15 protein-coding genes are annotated in these 16,029 nt (G+C 65.4%); 9 read left to right on the top strand and 6 right to left on the bottom strand.

Going from position 1 to position 16,029, the window contains the following annotated elements:
* From ACROUL_RS02400 to ACROUL_RS02380, 5 genes are all read left to right on the top strand, one after another.
* Window positions 1-1,551, top strand: coding sequence for a hypothetical protein (locus ACROUL_RS02400; RefSeq protein ID WP_431297961.1), 1,551 nt, complete (start codon window positions 1-3; stop codon window positions 1,549-1,551).
* Window positions 1,552-1,673: 122 nt separating this feature from the next.
* On the top strand, window positions 1,674-3,746 hold the full coding sequence (locus ACROUL_RS02395; protein ID WP_431297960.1) for a dynamin family protein: 2,073 nt from the start codon (window positions 1,674-1,676) through the stop codon (window positions 3,744-3,746).
* A 21-nt stretch (window positions 3,747-3,767) separates the two neighbouring features.
* Window positions 3,768-4,751 (top strand): dynamin family protein, encoded by a 984-nt coding sequence (locus tag ACROUL_RS02390; protein ID WP_431297959.1) that lies wholly within the window; start codon window positions 3,768-3,770, stop codon window positions 4,749-4,751.
* Window positions 4,752-4,783: 32 nt separating this feature from the next.
* On the top strand, window positions 4,784-5,155 hold the full coding sequence (locus ACROUL_RS02385; RefSeq protein ID WP_431297958.1) for a hypothetical protein: 372 nt from the start codon (window positions 4,784-4,786) through the stop codon (window positions 5,153-5,155).
* A 54-nt stretch (window positions 5,156-5,209) separates the two neighbouring features.
* Complete coding sequence (locus tag ACROUL_RS02380) at window positions 5,210-6,058, top strand: hypothetical protein (RefSeq protein WP_431297957.1); 849 nt, start codon at window positions 5,210-5,212, stop codon at window positions 6,056-6,058.
* On the opposite strand, the gene ACROUL_RS02375 is transcribed toward ACROUL_RS02380, so the two are convergent.
* The 6 genes from ACROUL_RS02375 to ACROUL_RS02350 form a co-directional block, all read right to left on the bottom strand.
* Window positions 6,055-7,068: an ABC transporter ATP-binding protein gene (locus tag ACROUL_RS02375; protein WP_431297956.1), complete on the bottom strand. Its 1,014-nt coding sequence runs from the start codon at window positions 7,066-7,068 to the stop codon at window positions 6,055-6,057. The genes ACROUL_RS02380 and ACROUL_RS02375 overlap by 4 nt on opposite strands.
* A gap of 6 nt (window positions 7,069-7,074) precedes the next feature.
* Window positions 7,075-8,097: a Gfo/Idh/MocA family protein gene (locus ACROUL_RS02370; RefSeq protein WP_431297955.1), complete on the bottom strand. Its 1,023-nt coding sequence runs from the start codon at window positions 8,095-8,097 to the stop codon at window positions 7,075-7,077.
* Entirely contained in the window at window positions 8,094-8,930 is an 837-nt protein-coding gene (locus ACROUL_RS02365) for a carbohydrate ABC transporter permease (RefSeq protein WP_431297954.1), read from the bottom strand. The genes ACROUL_RS02370 and ACROUL_RS02365 overlap by 4 nt, the downstream gene beginning before the upstream one ends.
* Window positions 8,930-9,847, bottom strand: coding sequence for a carbohydrate ABC transporter permease (locus tag ACROUL_RS02360; protein ID WP_431297953.1), 918 nt, complete (start codon window positions 9,845-9,847; stop codon window positions 8,930-8,932). The genes ACROUL_RS02365 and ACROUL_RS02360 overlap by 1 nt, the downstream gene beginning before the upstream one ends.
* Window positions 9,848-9,927: 80 nt before the next feature.
* Window positions 9,928-11,178 carry an ABC transporter substrate-binding protein gene (locus tag ACROUL_RS02355; RefSeq protein ID WP_431297952.1) on the bottom strand — a complete coding sequence of 417 codons (1,251 nt, stop codon included), beginning with the start codon at window positions 11,176-11,178 and terminating at the stop codon, window positions 9,928-9,930.
* A gap of 39 nt (window positions 11,179-11,217) precedes the next feature.
* Entirely contained in the window at window positions 11,218-12,108 is an 891-nt protein-coding gene (locus ACROUL_RS02350; RefSeq protein ID WP_431297951.1) for an N-acetylmuramic acid 6-phosphate etherase, read from the bottom strand.
* 152 nt (window positions 12,109-12,260) lie between these two features.
* Here ACROUL_RS02350 and ACROUL_RS02345 point away from each other — a divergent pair, with 152 nt between their 5' ends.
* From ACROUL_RS02345 to nagA, 4 genes are read left to right on the top strand one after another with little or no spacing between them, the layout of a single operon-like run.
* Entirely contained in the window at window positions 12,261-13,109 is an 849-nt protein-coding gene (locus tag ACROUL_RS02345) for a BadF/BadG/BcrA/BcrD ATPase family protein (RefSeq protein WP_431297950.1), read from the top strand.
* Window positions 13,109-13,873, top strand: a complete 765-nt coding sequence (locus tag ACROUL_RS02340) for a GntR family transcriptional regulator (RefSeq protein WP_431297949.1) — start codon at window positions 13,109-13,111, stop codon at window positions 13,871-13,873. The genes ACROUL_RS02345 and ACROUL_RS02340 overlap by 1 nt, the downstream gene beginning before the upstream one ends.
* Window positions 13,870-14,895, top strand: coding sequence for an SIS domain-containing protein (locus tag ACROUL_RS02335; protein WP_431297948.1), 1,026 nt, complete (start codon window positions 13,870-13,872; stop codon window positions 14,893-14,895). Before ACROUL_RS02340 ends, ACROUL_RS02335 begins: the two co-directional genes overlap by 4 nt.
* Complete coding sequence (gene nagA / locus ACROUL_RS02330) at window positions 14,895-16,016, top strand: N-acetylglucosamine-6-phosphate deacetylase (RefSeq protein ID WP_431301226.1); 1,122 nt, start codon at window positions 14,895-14,897, stop codon at window positions 16,014-16,016. The genes ACROUL_RS02335 and nagA overlap by 1 nt, the downstream gene beginning before the upstream one ends.
* The last annotated feature ends 13 nt before the right edge of the window (window positions 16,017-16,029 follow it).

Here is a 16,029-nt window from a genome sequence, read left to right as displayed (position 1 = left end):
ATGTCGAGCCTTGAACCCACGCTGTCGATCATAGAACGCCTTGGCCGTGCGCTTGACCGGGGCCATTTGCCTGCTGGAGGGCCGGCCGAAGCGGCCGAGCGGCTGATTGAACGGCTGGAACGCCCGGCGCGGGTGGCGATCCTTGGGATGCAAGGCGCGGGCAAGACGGCGGTGCTGAACTTGCTGGCCGGAGAGACGGTGGTGCCGGAAGATCTGGCCCTGCCGACGGTTCTGGTGCAGCGCGGCGGTGAGGCGCGGATGATCTGCACGCTGGCCGACGGGTCAAGCGAGGTGATCGACGGCACTGATCTGGCCGACACGGTGGAATTGCAGCCCGCACTGGTGACGCTGGAATGCGATCTTCCGGCGCTGTCGGTGATCAGCCTTCTGGAAGTGGCGGCCGGCCCGTCGGAGCAGGACCAGCGCCGCGCAATGGCCTGGGCGGGCAAACGGGCGGATATCGTGGTCTGGTGCAGCACGGCCTTCCTGCCGCGCGAGCAGATGCTGTGGGAAGCCCTGCCCGACCAGACCAAGGACAACGGTTTTCTTCTGGTGACAAAGACCGATCTGATCGGTTCGCAAGACGCGGTTGCGGGCGTGGTAAAACGGATCGAGGCGCGGGCGGGGCAGGAGTTCCGCCGCGTGTTGCCGATTTCGGTGCTGGAGGCGGGGCGTGCGCTGTTGCCGGATGGCACGGTCGACCGCGAGCAGTTTCGCGACAGCGGTGCCTCGGCAGTGATTTCCGCGATCAAGTCGCGCGTCGAAATGGCGCACAAGGCCGATGCGGCCACGGCCGAGGCGCTGTTGCTGCGCCATGCCCGGCCGCCGCAGCGCACACAGCGGCGCGTGGCCGACCCTGTGCCAGTGCTGCCTGCCGGGCCGGTTGCCGTGCCGGACGCGCTGCCCGAGATCGCGCCGCCGACGCCTGCCGCACCCGTGCGAGCCGAAACGCGCCCGCTGCTGCGCCGCGTGCTGTCTGCACCGCCCAGCTTTTCACCGCCGGTCTATGTGCCGCCAAGCCTGCCGCGTTCCACGCTGGACAGGATCGCGGCGGTTGACCCATCCCCGACAGAAGCCGCCGAAGCGCGGCCCGAAATGCGTCAAGTGCCGCGCCCGCCAAGGCAGACGCCGCTTATTCTGGTGCCGAAGGGCGACAGCGAGGCGATGCGCCCGCGGACCCGTGTGACAGCGCGCCCGTTGCCGCCCGCCGCGACGATGCGCGAAATGCTGTCACCAGCGGACCGGGCCATCGTCGAAGCGGCGGTAGCGGTGATTGCGGACAGTGCGGCGCGGATGGTGGACAGCGTTGCCGGGATGAAGGCCGTGCCGGTGGAGGAGATCCTTGACCTGAGCCATGCCACAACCGACGACGTGGCGGCGATCCTGGGAAAGGCCGCTGCCCGCCCGGTCCGCCGAATAGCAACCGACCTTGGCGAAATTCAGGATCTGGTGCTGCTGATGAAACTGGAAAAGGGGCCGGCACCCGCAGACGACGCGATCACCATGCTTCTGCAGATTCGGCGCGATCTGGAAACATTGATGGCCGCCTAGGGCGGATTGATCTCCGAAGATTCGTCTAAACTCTGCCCAATTGGCACCACTATCCCAACATAAGGCTTGTCTGACCGGTAGTTGTATCCAGTGGCACTGTTAGCAGAAATTCGAGGGTAAGAATGGGACGAGGCGCAGTCGTGAAGATGGACGCAGTGAACGCAGAACAGGTCGCGCAGGTCGCGCCCGCTGCGGACTCGCCGATACGGCGAACCTTTCCCGGACTGGCGCGGATCGCCGAGGCGGTTCAGGACTTTGAGGACGTTCTGGGCGATTTCATGAGCCTTGCCGACCCGGAGACGGCGAAAAAACTTGCGCGAATTCAACAACAAACGCGGGAAATCGAGCCTTCGGTCACGGTGATCGGGCAGATCAAGGCGGGCAAGACGTCGCTGGTCAACGCGATGATCGGCGCGCCGGGGCTGTTGCCGACGGACGTGAACCCGTGGACTTCGGTGGTCACGTCGCTGCACATCAACACGCCCAGCCCGGACCCGAACGTGAAGGCGAGGTTCAAGTTCTTTGACGGGGCGGAATGGGACCGGCTGATCAGCAACGGCGGCCGAATCGGCCAGTTGGCGGCGCGGGCCGGGGCGGATGACGAGCTGGAGAAGCTGCGCTTGCAGGTTGTGGCGATGCGCGAGAAGGCGCGCGCCCGGCTGGGCCGCAAGTTCGAGATGCTCTTGGGCACCGAGCACCGCTATGGCAAGGTCGATGACGCGCTTCTGAAACGCTATGTCTGCGTCGGCGACGAGGAGATCGAGGCCGACGATCAGGGCCGCTTTGTCGACATTACCAAATCGGCGGATCTTTACATCGAGCGGGCGGATATTCCGACGTCGCTTTGCGTGCGCGACACGCCCGGTGTGAACGACACCTTCATGATGCGCGAGCAGATCACCATCAACGCGGTGCGCGACAGCCGGACCTGCATTGTCGTGCTGTCGGCGCATCAGGCGCTGACCACGATGGATATGGCGCTGATCCGCATGATTGCGCACCGAGCGTCGCGAGAGATCATCATCTTCGTCAACCGGATCGACGAATTGTCCGACCCGGCGACGCAAGTGCCGGAAATTCACCGGTCGATCCTTGAGACGCTGGGCAAGAACAACGCGCCGGCGAACATCGACATCATCTTCGGCAGCGCGCAGTGGGCCAATGCCGTGCTGTCGGGCACGATCGACGAGATGCCGGATGACAGCACCAACGCCGCGATCAACTGGACGCGGTCTGCCTTTGCCGACCGCGTGGATACGTGGACGGCGGACCATCTGGTCTGGGCGGCGTCGGGCGTGCCGGCGCTGATCGAGGCGCTGGCGCAGCGGATGTTCGAAGGCCCGGTGCTGGAGACGTTGCAGAAATCGGCTCGGCAGGCGCTGAACCTGGCGCAGAGTCTGGATGTGGTGGATCAGGTGCGCATCCTGGAGCAGGAAGGCGCGCTGACCCGCAGCATGACGCCGGAGGCGCTGGACGCCGAACTGACCCGGATCGAGACCGACTGCACCGAGCGGCTGATGCAGCGCACCAATCTGGCCTGCGCCGATTTCACCAACCGGATCGACCAATCCTACGAGCGGTTTCTGGAGCGTGCGACGTCATCGCTGATCGAGCATCTGCAGAACAACGGCGAAGACGCGATGTGGCACTACAGCCCGCTGGGGCTGCGGATGCTGCTGAGTTCAAGCTATCAGGTGCTGCTGAAGAAGATGCACGCCATCGCCGCCGAGGTGAACGGCGATGCCGCGCGGCTGGTGGCGGATCTTTACGGGCGCACCTTCTCGATCACGGTCGAGGGGTTCAAGATCGAGGTGCCGGTGGTGACCTACATCCCGCCGCCGATCAACCTTGGCCAGACCATCGCGCTGGACCTGCAGGTCAGCTGGTGGAAGGGCTGGTGGCAGCGGCGGCGCGGCTATCAGGCCTTTGCCGAGGATTTCTACAAGCTGATCCGTGCAGAGACCGACCCGATCATCAATGATCTCAAGACCATACAGATCGGCCTGTTCCGTGAACGCACGCAGAAGACGCTGAGGGATTTCCTGCACGAACAGCGGGAGCTGCTGACCAGCGCGCTGGCCAGTTCCGACGTGTCGATTGCCGAAATGAAGGAGCTTTTCGGCGTCAACGCGTGGGAAGACCGTCAAGCCGGCTTGGCGACGGTGATGGACGAGCTGAGCGTTTATGCAGACTGACGGAAGAAAAGAGCAGTAGCCATGGCAAACCACCGCAAACCGCGCCTTGCGATCATGGGCGAATTCAGTTCCGGCAAGAGCACGCTGTGCAACGTGCTTCTGGGGTCGCGTCCGCTGTTGGAGAAGGTCACGGCGACGCAATTGCCGCCGGTCTGGCTAAGTTACGGGGCGGGCGATGCCTATGTGCAACGTCTGGATGGCGAGCGCGAACCTTTGGACGTGGCCGACCTTGGCAGCGTGTCCCTGGACGGGACGGAGCATGTGCGCATCTACCTGAAAAGCGAGATGTTGAAATATTGCGACCTGATCGACATGCCCGGGATTTCCGACCCGAGCATGGCGCCCGAAGTGTGGGAACGGATGGCGCATCTAGCGGATGGCGTCCTGTGGTGCACCCATGCGACGCAGGCGTGGCGGCAATCGGAAGCCGGCGTCTGGGCGACCTTCCCCGAGGAATTGCGCGCCCACAGCATGTTGCTGGTGACGCGCTTTGACAAAATCATCAGCGAGGCTGACCGGCTGCGCGTGTTGAAGCGAGTGGCCACCGAAACGCGCGGGCTGTTTGCCGAGTTCTTCCCGATTTCGCTGACGCAGGCGATGGCAGCGGGGGATGACCAGCAGAAATGGGTCGCAAGCGGGGGCTATGCCTTTACCAACGCATTGTATGATCTGGTCAATCGGCTGGCCGACAGCGACGCGACGCTGACCGACGAAGAACAGGTGCAAGACGGCGACGAGCCAGTATCGGCCGGTGAATCGAGCCTTGTGTCGACGCATTTCGACCGGCTTCGTCTGGTGAAAACAGGGCAGACGGTGCCTTTGGGCGAGCGGGTCATGCCACGCCGCGTGGCTACCACCGGCGCACGCCAGCCCCGCCCCGATGCGGCACGGCCGGTTGCGCTTGGCGGCAATGTGGTGCCATTTGCCGAACGTACCAGCGCCCCGCCGCAGGATGGCGGTGGTGCCGCTGGCCCCGCTTCGCCGTTGACGCAATCGAAGGGCTGAGGCTGCGGCCCAGATTCTAAAGGATGATGCCCGTGGGGGTTCAGGACGCATTGCAATCCGTGGCGACGGCGCATCCGCAGGCGCGGGTGATCGCCTATGCCGACCTTGCCTCGCGCATGGTGCTGAGCAGCGCCGGGTCGGTGGACATGACGCAGGAACATCTGGACCAGTTGTGCGCCGATGCCTCGGCCAGTTTTGGCGAACCGATGTCGACGCTGGCCGAACAGGCGTTCGGCACGGCGCACGGGGCGTTGGTCGTGGACGGGTCGGGCGTGAAGCTGTTTCTGCGTGCGCAGGCCGAGACTGACGACGCGATCTGCTGTATATGCGATCACTCCATTGACCTTGGCGCATTTGTCGCGACACTTCGCAGCACGCTGGACGACATCAGCGGGAATGCGTAACGCCTTTGGGCGAATGGTTCGGCAAGGCACTTGAAAGACAAGACGACCCCAGTAATGGCCCGACTTCGGGCGCTGCAGGCCCCGGCGACGTTCGCGCCGGGCGCGTTGCGCGTGATCGGTGGGCCGGGGATGGCCTCGCCATTGGCTGCGCTGCTGCGCGAGATCAACGAGACGCTGCTGGGCCGATCCCTGGTGTTTTCGACCGATGCGGGGGCGACGCTGTCGCTGGACGTGGCGGGGCGCAGGGTGCTGCGGGTGACGGCGGCAAGCGGGATTGCCGGCGCGGAGGCCTGCCTTGGCGTGCCGGCGCTGGACGATGCCAACCGCGAGGATCTGGCAGGGGTTTTCAGCGCGCTGACGGCAAGTGGGTCGACCCTGCGGGTGATCGCCGCCCCGCTGGGCCGCAGCGAGGGGCTGAGCGTGGGGCTGCCGGTGGCGCGCCTTGCGGACCATCTGGGAATTGATCTGAACGACGAAGGTGCCGACTCGGTTGAGGCCGAGGCTGAGGCTGAGGCCGTGGAAAGCGTGGGGGATGGCGTTGAACCCGAAGCGGAGGCCGGACCGGAAACGGTCGGGTTCCTTCAAGCCTTCGTGGCGCAGATGGGCGACGGGTTGGCCGCCTGGCTGATCCGATCGGGCGACGAGGAACAGGGCCGGTTCGGCCCCGAGGAAATGGTCGCGCCGCTTGAGGATTTCCTGAACGACGAGGCCGACGCGCTGATGCAGCAACTTGACCGGCTGACACAGGCCGCAGGCGAGCCCGTCTGCACCGTTCTGGGCAACGATCTGGTAAGCGGCCACAGCATCCTTTGCCTGCAGGCGGAGGGCGCGGTGTTGCTGGGCGTGGTGGCGGGCGATGCGGCGGGGCAGGTTCTGGCCGCGTGGAACGCCGCGCGCGGCTAGACCACGGCTGTTGGTTGGCGGCGGCGACCGTCAGGGGCGAAATGGAACAGCCGATCGGTGGGCAGGGTCAGGAAAACCGTCTCTGACACGGCGTAATCGTGTTCACCGAACAGCCGCACGGTAAGCAGGCCATGCACGTCGCTGCGCACATAGACCAGCGTTTCGCCACCCAGCTTTTCGACATGGCTGACCTGACCGGACAGGTCGCCGGTTTGCCGCGACAAGCCGATGTGTTCGGGCCGCGCGCCGATCTGGCCGGGCGGGTGACCCAGGGCGGCGGCGTCAAGGAAGTTCATCTGCGGGCTGCCGATGAAGCCCGCGACGAAGGTGTTGGCGGGGTTGTTGTAAAGCTCCATCGGGGTGCCGACCTGCTCCACCTTGCCCGCGCGCAAGACAACGATGCGGTCGGCAAGGGTCATCGCTTCGACCTGGTCGTGGGTGACGTAGATCATCGTGGCCTTCAGGTCGCGGTGCAGGCGGGCGATCTCGATCCGGGTGGCGACGCGCAGGGCGGCGTCGAGGTTGGAGAGGGGTTCGTCGAACAGAAAGAGTTTCGGCGTGCGCACGATGGCGCGGCCGATTGCGACACGCTGACGCTGGCCGCCGCTGAGTTCCGCCGGGCGACGGTCAAGAAGCGCGTCGAGCGACAGCATCTTGGCGGCGCGGTCGGTCATCGCCGTGATCTCGGCCCGGGGTTTGCCCGCCTGTTTCAAGGCGAGGCCCATGTTGTCGCGGACCGACAGGTGCGGGTAAAGCGCGTAGCTTTGGAACACCATCGCCAGTTCGCGCTTGGCGGGGGCCACGTCGTTGACGCGCTTGCCATCAAGCAGGATGTCGCCCGAGGTCGCATCCTCCAGACCCGCGATGATGCGAAGCAGGGTGGACTTGCCGCAGCCCGAGGGGCCGACGAAGACGCAAAACTCGCCCTCCCGCACCTCAAGGTCGATGCCCTTGATGACCTCGGTGGCGCCGAAGCTTTTGGTGACAGCCTTCAGGTCAAGCGCGCCCATGCACCCTCACAATTTCACTGGTTGGCCGGACCGGACGCTTTCGTCCGCGGCAAGGCAGATGGCAAGCGACTGCACCGCGTCTTGCAGGTGGCGGGTGAGGTCGATGTTTTCGGTGATGGCGCGGGCCATGAAGGCCTGCTCGCGTTCGCACAATTCCTGATGGCCGGGTTCGTCGGCCATGTTCAGGTCCTGATCCGGTTGGCCGACGCGGTGGATCCGCAGCATCGACGTCTTGGTGTGGGTGTCGACGTCGTCGGAACGCACGCTTTCCGGCATCTTGATCGACACGGCACCTTTCGGGCTGACCACGTCTTTCACGAAAAACGCGGTGTCCGACATCATCGGGCCCCAGCCCGCCTCGTACCAGCCGAGGGAGCCGTCATCGAACAGCACCTGGAAATGGCCGTAGTTGTACATGTCGGGCGCGATCTCGTTCGACAGGCGCAGGCCCATGCCGCGCACCTCCACCGGTTTGGCGTCGGTGATCTGGCACATCACGTCAACGTAATGCACGCCGCAATCGACGATGGGCGAGGTGGTCTGCATCAGGGCCTTGTGCACCTCCCACGTAGCCCCGGTGGACTGCTGGTTGAGGTTGAGGCGGAAGACGTACGGCCCGCCCAAAGCGCGCGCCTCCTCGATCAGCCTGATCCACGAGGGGTGATGGCGCAGGATATACCCGACCACGACCTTCCGCCCCAGCCGCGCCGCCGCCTCTGCCACCCGGCGCGCATCGGCGACGGTGGTGGCAAGCGGCTTTTCGACGAACACATCCGCTCCAGCCTCCATCGCGGCGATGGCATAGTCGGCGTGGCTGTCGGAGTAGGTGGAGACGCAGACAAGATCGGGTTTCAGGCGGTTTAGAGCCTCATTGAAGTCAGGCGTGATGGCGTAGCCGGCCAGTGCGGTGTCAAGCGTCGGCAGGCTGCGGTTCACAAGGCCGACCAGTTCGAAGGCCGGATCCCGGTGATAGGCAAGCGCATGGCTGCGGCCCATGTTGCCCAAACCTGCAACCAAGACGCGGATCATTTGACGGCTCCTGCAGTGATCCCGCGGATAAGCTGGCGGGAGAAGATCAGATACATGACGAGGACCGGCACGATGGCGAGGCTGAGGGCAGCCAGCACCGCGTTCCAGTTGGTGACGAACTGGCCGATGAAGACCTGGCTGCCAAGGGTGATGGTCTTCACCTCCTCTGACGGGGCAAGGATCAGCGGGAACCACAGGTCATTCCAGATCGGGATCATGGTGAAGACCGCGACGGTTGCCATCGCCGGGCGCACCAGCGGCAGGACGAGGGTGAAGAAGATCGCGTATTCCGACAGCCCGTCGATCCGGCCCGCATTCTTCAGATCGTCCGACACGTTGCGCATGAACTCCGACAGGATGAACACTGCCAGCGGCAGGCCCTGCGCGGTATAAACGAGGATCAGGGCCGTGAGCGTATTCACGAGGCCCGAGGCGACCATCATCTGCAGGATCGCCACGGTGCCAAGCCGGATCGGGATCATGATGCCGAGCGCGAGGTAAAGGCCCATCAGCGTGTTGCCCTTGAACCTGTATTCGCTGAGAGCAAAGGCCGCCATCGCCCCGAACAGCAGCACGAAGAACAGCGATGCGACCGTCACGATCATCGAGTTCTGGAAGTAGGCGAAGAAATCGCCTTGTTTCATCACGGTTTCATAGCCGATCAGGTCGAAGTTACCTGGCACGGGCAGCGCCAGCGGATCGGCAAAAATGGCTTTCCGCGACTTGAAGCTGTTGATGACGATCACGAAGACCGGAAAGAGGGCAATCAGCGTGTAGGTGATCAGCGCCGCGTGGGCTGCGATGGTGCGGGCGGGGGACATGCGGGCGGACATCAGAACTGATACCTTCTGAGCCGGGTCTGGATGCCGAAGAGGTAGACGCAGACCCCTAGGAGGATGATCGCGAACATCGCTCCCGCAATGGCGGACCCCATGTAGGGATCGCCGAGTTGCAACTGGAAGCCAAAGAACGTGCGGTAGAGGAAGGTGCCAAGGATATCCGTGCTGAAATCCGGCCCCGCCAGCGCGCCTTGCGCCACGTAGATCAGGTCGAAGGCATTGAAGTTGCCCACGAATGTCAGGATCGAGATGATGCCGATGGCGGGCAGGATCAGCGGCAGCTTGATCTTCCAGAACTGCGACCAGCCGGTGATCCCGTCCATCTCGGCCGCCTCAAGCACCTCGTCGGGGATGGAAAGCAGGGCGGCATAGATCAGCATCATCGGGATGCCGATGAACTGCCAGACCGAGATCAGGGCGAGTGCGGTAAGCGCATATTCTTCCTTGCCAAGCCAGGGCGCGAACAGGCTTTTCAGACCGATGAAATCTAGCATTCCGGGCGCGATGCCCCAGATTGGGCTAAGGATCAGCTTCCAGACGAAGCCCACGATCACGAAACTCAGGATCGTCGGGATGAAGATCGCGGTGCGGTAGAAGGCGGCCATGCGCAACTTTGGCGTCGACAGGATCGCCGCCAGCGCGATACCGACCGGGTTCTGCACCAGCATGTGAATGAGGAAGAACCACGCGTTGTTGCCTAGCGCGTTCCAGAACTGGTCCGACCAGCGCGGGTCACCAAAGAGCGTGGCAAAGTTCGCAAGGCCGACGAAGACGCGCACGTCGCCGTCCTTGTTGAACAGGGAAAGGTTCAGGGTGCCGAACAGGGGCACGATCATCAGCGCGGTATAGACCAGCACCGCCGGGGCCAGAAACACGGCGATGTGCCAGCGCACGGGCTTTCTGAAAGCCATGTCCCTCCCCTTTCATCTGTCGAAAAATATCCCGCGGGGGTCCGGGGGGCGCGCAAGCCCCCCGGTTCCGACGGGTCAGGTCACTTCTGCGGTTCGTACCAGGAGGCGAGGCCTTCCTGCAGGCGCTTGGCCGCAGCTTCCGGCGTCTCGGTGCCCTTGATCACGTTGGCCGACGCGTTCCACGTTTCGTTTTCAAGGTTCGGCGTGCCGCGCGACAGGATCTGGTAGGTGGACCGGATCGTCGACTGGCACTTGCCGCGCCACGACACGAATTCCTGCGCCAGCGGATCCTGCATTTCGACCGGGGTGGAGTTCAGGCTGAAGAAACCGGGCAGGGCGTTCGCGTAAAGCGTGGCAAACTCCGGCGAACCGACCCATTCCAGGAACACCTTGGCCTGTTCGGCGTTCGGAGATTTCGCATTCATGCCGATCGCGATGTCGGTGTGGTCCGAAATGTAGCAGGTGTCGCCCGCGGCCTGCACCGGCGGCGGGAAGGCACCCATCTTGAAGGTGGCCTGGGTGTTGAAGCCACTGATTTCCCACGAACCAGCCGGATAGATTGCGGCGCGGCCGAGGGTGAAGAGGTTCTGGCTGTCGGGGTAGGTCTGTGCTTCGAAGCCGTCGCCGAGGTAATCCTTCCACTTTGCCAGTTCGCGGAACGGCGCAACCCAAGGCTCGTCCGTCAGCTTCTGTTCGCCCTTGATCAGCGCAAGGCGGCCTTCCTCGCCCTTCCAGAAGTTCGGTCCGATGTTGTTGTAGCCCATCGTCGCGGCTTCCCACTGGTCGTTGGTGCCCATCGCCATCGGGATGTAGGTGCCATCGGCCTTGATCTTGTCGAGCGCCGCGTAGAATTCGGCGTTCGTCGTCGGCACACTGATGCCAAGCGCGTCGAAGGCGTCCTTGTTGTAGATGAAGCCGTGGATCACCGAGGCCATCGGCACGCAGAAGGTGGCTGCGCCGTCATCGGTCTGCCAGGCGGACTTTGCGACGGGCGAGAAGTTGGCCATCGAGGCAAGGCCCGACAGGTCGGCCAGATGCCCGGCCTGATAGAGCGCGAGCGAGGCGTCGAACGGGCGGCAGGTGATCAGATCGCCCGCAGAACCCGCATCAAGCTTGGAGTTCAGCGCAGCGTTGTATTCCGCCGGCGCGGTCGGGGCGAACACGACCTTGATGCCGGGATTGGCGGCTTCGAACGCCGGGATGATGGTGTCCTGCCAGATGGTAAGGTCGTCGTTGCGCCAGCTTTCGATGGTCAGCGTGACGTCCTGGGCCGAGGCCATGCCACCCAGCAGCGTGCTGGCCAGAAGGGCGAAACGGAAGGTATTGGTCATTGCAGTCTCCCTGTTATGCGGGCTGTGCCCGATTGGTTTTCAGTCGTGTGTCAGAAAGGCCGGGCCAAGATGCCCGCCCGATGCGGCAAGGGCCGCGCGCGCGGCCTTCGGATCGGCCCCCTTGGCAACAAGGATTGCAGGCTTGACGCCACCGCCCGCGCGGGCAAGTGCCGCCGCAGCCGCGTCACGATCGACGCCCGCGATGGCGCCCACTATCCGGGCGGCGCGGTCGGCAAGTTTGGCGTTGTCGGCGATCACGTTGACCATGTAGCCATCATGCACGTGTCCAAGCCGGATGCCTACCAGCACCGACAGCATGTTGAGAGCAACTTTCTGCGCCGTCCCCGCACCCATCCGGGTGGAGCCGGCAACCACCTCTGGCCCGGTGTCGAGAAGCACCGGAATGTTGGCAGCCTTCAGCAGGGGCGAGCCGGGCACATTGGCAACGCCCACCACACTTGCCCCGACGGCCTGCGCGGCGCGCACGATTTCCATCGTGTAGGGTGTCGATCCTGAGGCCGACACACAGATCACCACATCGCCCGCACCGATGCGGGAGGCGGCAAAGTCGGCTTGTGCAAGAGCTGGGTCATCCTCGACCGCGCCGGTCATGTGCAACAGCGCCTGCGCCCCGCCTGCAAACATCATCGGCGTCTGCGGCGGCATGATCCCGAAGGTGCCAGCCAGTTCAAGGCAATCGGCCAGCGCCATGAGGCCGGACGACCCGGCCCCGGCATAGCCCATGCGACCGCCGTTGCGCAGCGCGGTGCCGCAAGCCTCAGCTGCGGCCTCGATCGCTCCGAGGGCCGGGCGCACGGCGTGCAGCGCGGCCTCTTGTGCGGCCAGAAGCCGCGACAGGGCCACGCCAGCCGCGACCGCGTGCAACCCGTGGGACGATGGATGCGGCGCCTCAGTCGGGCGGTCGGCCATGTGATTCCTCCTGCTGCTCATGACAATGCCAAAATAATACCACTTGTAAAGCATCTTCTTCCAAACGGCGTTTGGCGCGGTAAATACACGACTCGCAACATACCACTTTCCAAATGGTATTCTTTTGGTATCGTTACATCGGAGGATTCGGAATGATCTTGTTTCTGGGCATAGACGGCGGCGGTACAGGCTGCCGCGCTGCTGTCGCGGATGCGGCGGGCCGGATCATGGGCGAAGGGAGCGCCGGGCCTGCCAACATTGCCAGCGATCCCGAAGGCGCGCGGCTGAACATTCTTGTTGCAACGCGGGAGGCGCTTGCGGCCGCAGTCGGAAGCGCCTCGGCGGGGGCCGAGGAGGCGCGGCTGGTGGCGGGCTTGGGGTTGGCCGGTGCGAATGCGGCAGGGGCTGCAGGGCGGTTGAAGCTGGCCCTGCCCTTTGCGCGGACGCGGGTCGAAACCGATGCCATCGCTGCGGTGAAGGGCGCCTTGCGGCAGGGCGACGGGATCGTGGCGGCGCTGGGCACGGGATCGGTTTTCGCGCGTCAGGACGGCGGCACGATCCGGCAGATCGGTGGTTGGGGGCTGGCCTTGGGCGACGAGGGCAGCGGTGCGTGGCTGGGCCGGCGCGTGCTGGCCAAGGCGTTGCGCGCGGTTGACGGGTTTGAGCCGATGACACCATTCCTGCAAACGCTGATCGACGATCATGGCGGAGCGGAAGGCGTGGTTGGCTTTTCGCTGGCGGCGCGACCCGCAGATTTCGCGGTGCTGGCACCGCGCATCCTGGGATCGACCGACGCTGCGGCCACGGCTGTGGTGGAGGCGGCGGTCGCGGATGTCGCGGCGGCGATCGACCTGTTGCAGGCCGATGGCCGGGTGCCGGTGGTGTTCATCGGCGGGCTGGGAGCAAGTTACGCCGCGCGGTTTAGCGGGCGCTGGCAGATCACGCCGGCGCTGGGAAGCGCGCTGGACGGGGCGTTGATCCTTGCGCGGGAGGCGGCGTGATGGAGGCCGTGTTTTCGGCAGACGCGCTGACCGGAAGCGGGCCGCTGTACCTGCAACTGCAACGCCGCATCGTCGAGGCGATGAAGGATGGCCGACTGGCCCCCGGCAACAGCCTGCCCGCCGAGCGCGACATCGCCGCGATGACAGGCTTGAGCCGCGTCACCGTGAGGAAGGCGGTCGAGGGGCTGGTGACATCGGGGCAACTGGTGCAGCGGCGCGGGTCGGGCACCTTTGTCGCGGCACGGGTGGAGCGGCTGGAACAGGCGCTGTCGCTGCTGACCTCGTTCACCGAAGACATGGCGCGGCGCGGGAAATCGGTGGAGTCGGTCTGGCTGAGCCGCGCGCTGCATTCCCCCTCGCCCGAAGAGGTGATGGCGCTGGGTCTTGGCGCAGGCGACCGGGTGGCGCGGCTGGAGCGGGTGCGGCGGTCTGACGGGGTGCCGCTGGCAATCGAGCGGGCCTCGCTTTCGGCCGAGGTGGTACCCCGGCCGGAACTAGTGGATGCCTCGCTTTATGCCTTGTTAGAGACGTCTGGCAACCGTCCGGTGCGCGCGGTTCAGCGGATTTCGGCGGCTAATCTTGGCGCGCGGGATGCCGAATTGCTGGGCGTGACGCCCGGCGCCGCAGGCCTGAAGATCGAGCGGATCGGCTATTTGCCCTCGGGCCGGGTGGTGGAGTTCACGAGGTCGCTTTACCGCGGCGATGCCTATGATTTTGCGGTGGAGCTTAAGCTTTCGCCCGACAGTGAAAGGACCAACGGATGACGCAATCGCACATGGCACGCGAGGTGGCCGAGATTCCGCAGGCCGCCGCACGGTTCCTGTCGCACTCGGCTGACGCGGTGGCCCATGCCGCCGCCGCGATGCGGGCCGCAGACCCGGCCCTGCTGGTGACGGTGGCGCGCGGATCGTCGGATCATGCAGCGACCTATCTGAAATATGCGGTCGAACTTCTGGCCGGGGTGCCGGTCGCGTCGGTCGGGCCGTCGATCGCGTCGATCTACCGCCGGCCCCTGAAGCTGGGCAAGGCGGCCTGCATCGGCATTTCGCAGTCGGGCCAAAGCCCCGACATCGTCGAGATGATCCGGGCGGCAGCGGCGGGCGGGGCCTTGACCATCGCGATCACCAACCATGCCGACAGCCCGATGGCGCAGGCCTCGGCAGCGTGCCTGCCGTTGCAGGCAGGGACCGAGCACAGCGTTGCCGCGACCAAGACCTTCGTGACCTCGGTTCTGGCGGGGTTGGCGCTTTTGGCCGAGTGGCAGGAGGATGCGGACTTGCGGGCTGCGGTGGCCGGGGCGCCGGAGGCTTTTGCACAGGCGCTGGCGCTGGACTGGTCGCCGCTGGCGGCGCGGCTGTCGCGGGCGCAGTCGCTGTATGTGCTGGGGCGCGGTCCGGCCTTTGCCATCGCCAGCGAGGCGGCGCTGAAGTTCAAGGAAACCTGCGGGCTACACGCGGAAAGCTTTTCGGCGGCAGAGGTGCTGCACGGCCCTTCGGCCATCGTGCAGGCGCAGTTTCCGGTACTGGCGCTGGGGGTCGCGGACGCGGCCCTGCCGCAGTTGGAGGCGACGGCGGCGCGACTGGCCGCGCAGGGGGCCGATGTGTTCCTGACCGGGGGCGAGGCGGCGGGGGCCGTCAGCCTGCCATCGGTCGGCGGTCTGCACCCGCTGTTGGCGCCCCTGACCCTGAGCGTGGGGTTTTATGCCTTCATCGAGGCTTTGGCGCGGCGGCGTGGCTATGACCCGGACGTGCCGCCGCATCTGCGCAAGGTGACGGAGACCGTATGATGGCGGTTCGGTTCACCGGCGCGGCGGTATTCGACGGCACGCATCTGCATCAGGGGGCGAGCCTGAGGGTGGCGGAGGGTCGGGTTGCAGAAAGCGAGGGGCCAGCCGAGACGGTGATGCTGGCCGGTGGTATCCTTGCGCCGGGGCTGCTGGACCTGCAGGTGAACGGCGGCGGCGGGCGGATGATCGACGCGGCCGCCGATGTGGCGAGGATCCGCGAGGTTTGCGCGGTGCATGCGCGGTTGGGCGCGACGGGCATCCTGCCGACGCTGATCACAGATACCAAGGCTGCCACGCAGGCGGTGATCGCTGCGGGGATTGCCGCCGCGCGTGAGGGAGTGCCGGGGTTTCTTGGATTGCATCTGGAAGGCCCGCATCTGGACCCGCGCCGCAAGGGGGCGCATGACGCCCGGCTGATCCGGCCGATGGATGACGGCGATCTGGCGATGCTGCTGGACGCGGCCCGTGCGCTGCCCTCGCTGATGGTGACGGTGGCGCCGGAGGCGGTGACGCTGGAGCAGATCGCCCGGTTGCGCGCGGCTGGGGTGATCGTGTCGCTTGGCCACAGCGATACCGGCTGCAAGCCCGCGCTTGCGGCGATTGCGGCGGGGGCCGGTTGCGCCACCCACCTTTTCAACGCGATGAGCGGGTTGCAGAACCGCGAGCCCGGGCTGGTTGGGGCTGTCCTGAGCAGTGACATCTTCGCCGGGCTGATTGCGGACGGCATCCATGTCGATCCGGTTGCCATCCGGGTGGCGATGGCGGCCAAGCCGGAGGGCATCTTTCTGGTATCCGACGCAATGGCCGCCGCCGGATCTGACGCGACGGAGTTCACCCTTGGCGGCCGCCGCATCCTGCGCCGCGACGGACGGCTGACGCTGGAGGACGGCACCCTTGCCGGTGCCGACCTGAGCCTACCGCAAGCCCTGAAGGTGATAGTGACCGAGGCCGGCGTTGAGCCTGCTACGGCGCTGGCGATGGCCACCTCGCGGCCCGCCGCGTGTTTGCGGCGGGAGCACGACGTCGGCCATCTGCTGCCCGGCAGGAAGGCCGACATGGTCCATCTGGGCGAGGACTGGTCTTTGCAAGCCGTCTGGCGGGACGGCAGGCGCATCGCCTGAGGCCGTTCACATC

The organism is Tabrizicola sp. BL-A-41-H6, from assembly GCF_050632395.1.
In the GTDB taxonomy this organism is placed as follows: domain Bacteria; phylum Pseudomonadota; class Alphaproteobacteria; order Rhodobacterales; family Rhodobacteraceae; genus JAUYQR01.
Note: the sequence above shows the minus strand (reverse complement) of the source record. Positions and strands in the feature narration are given on the sequence as shown.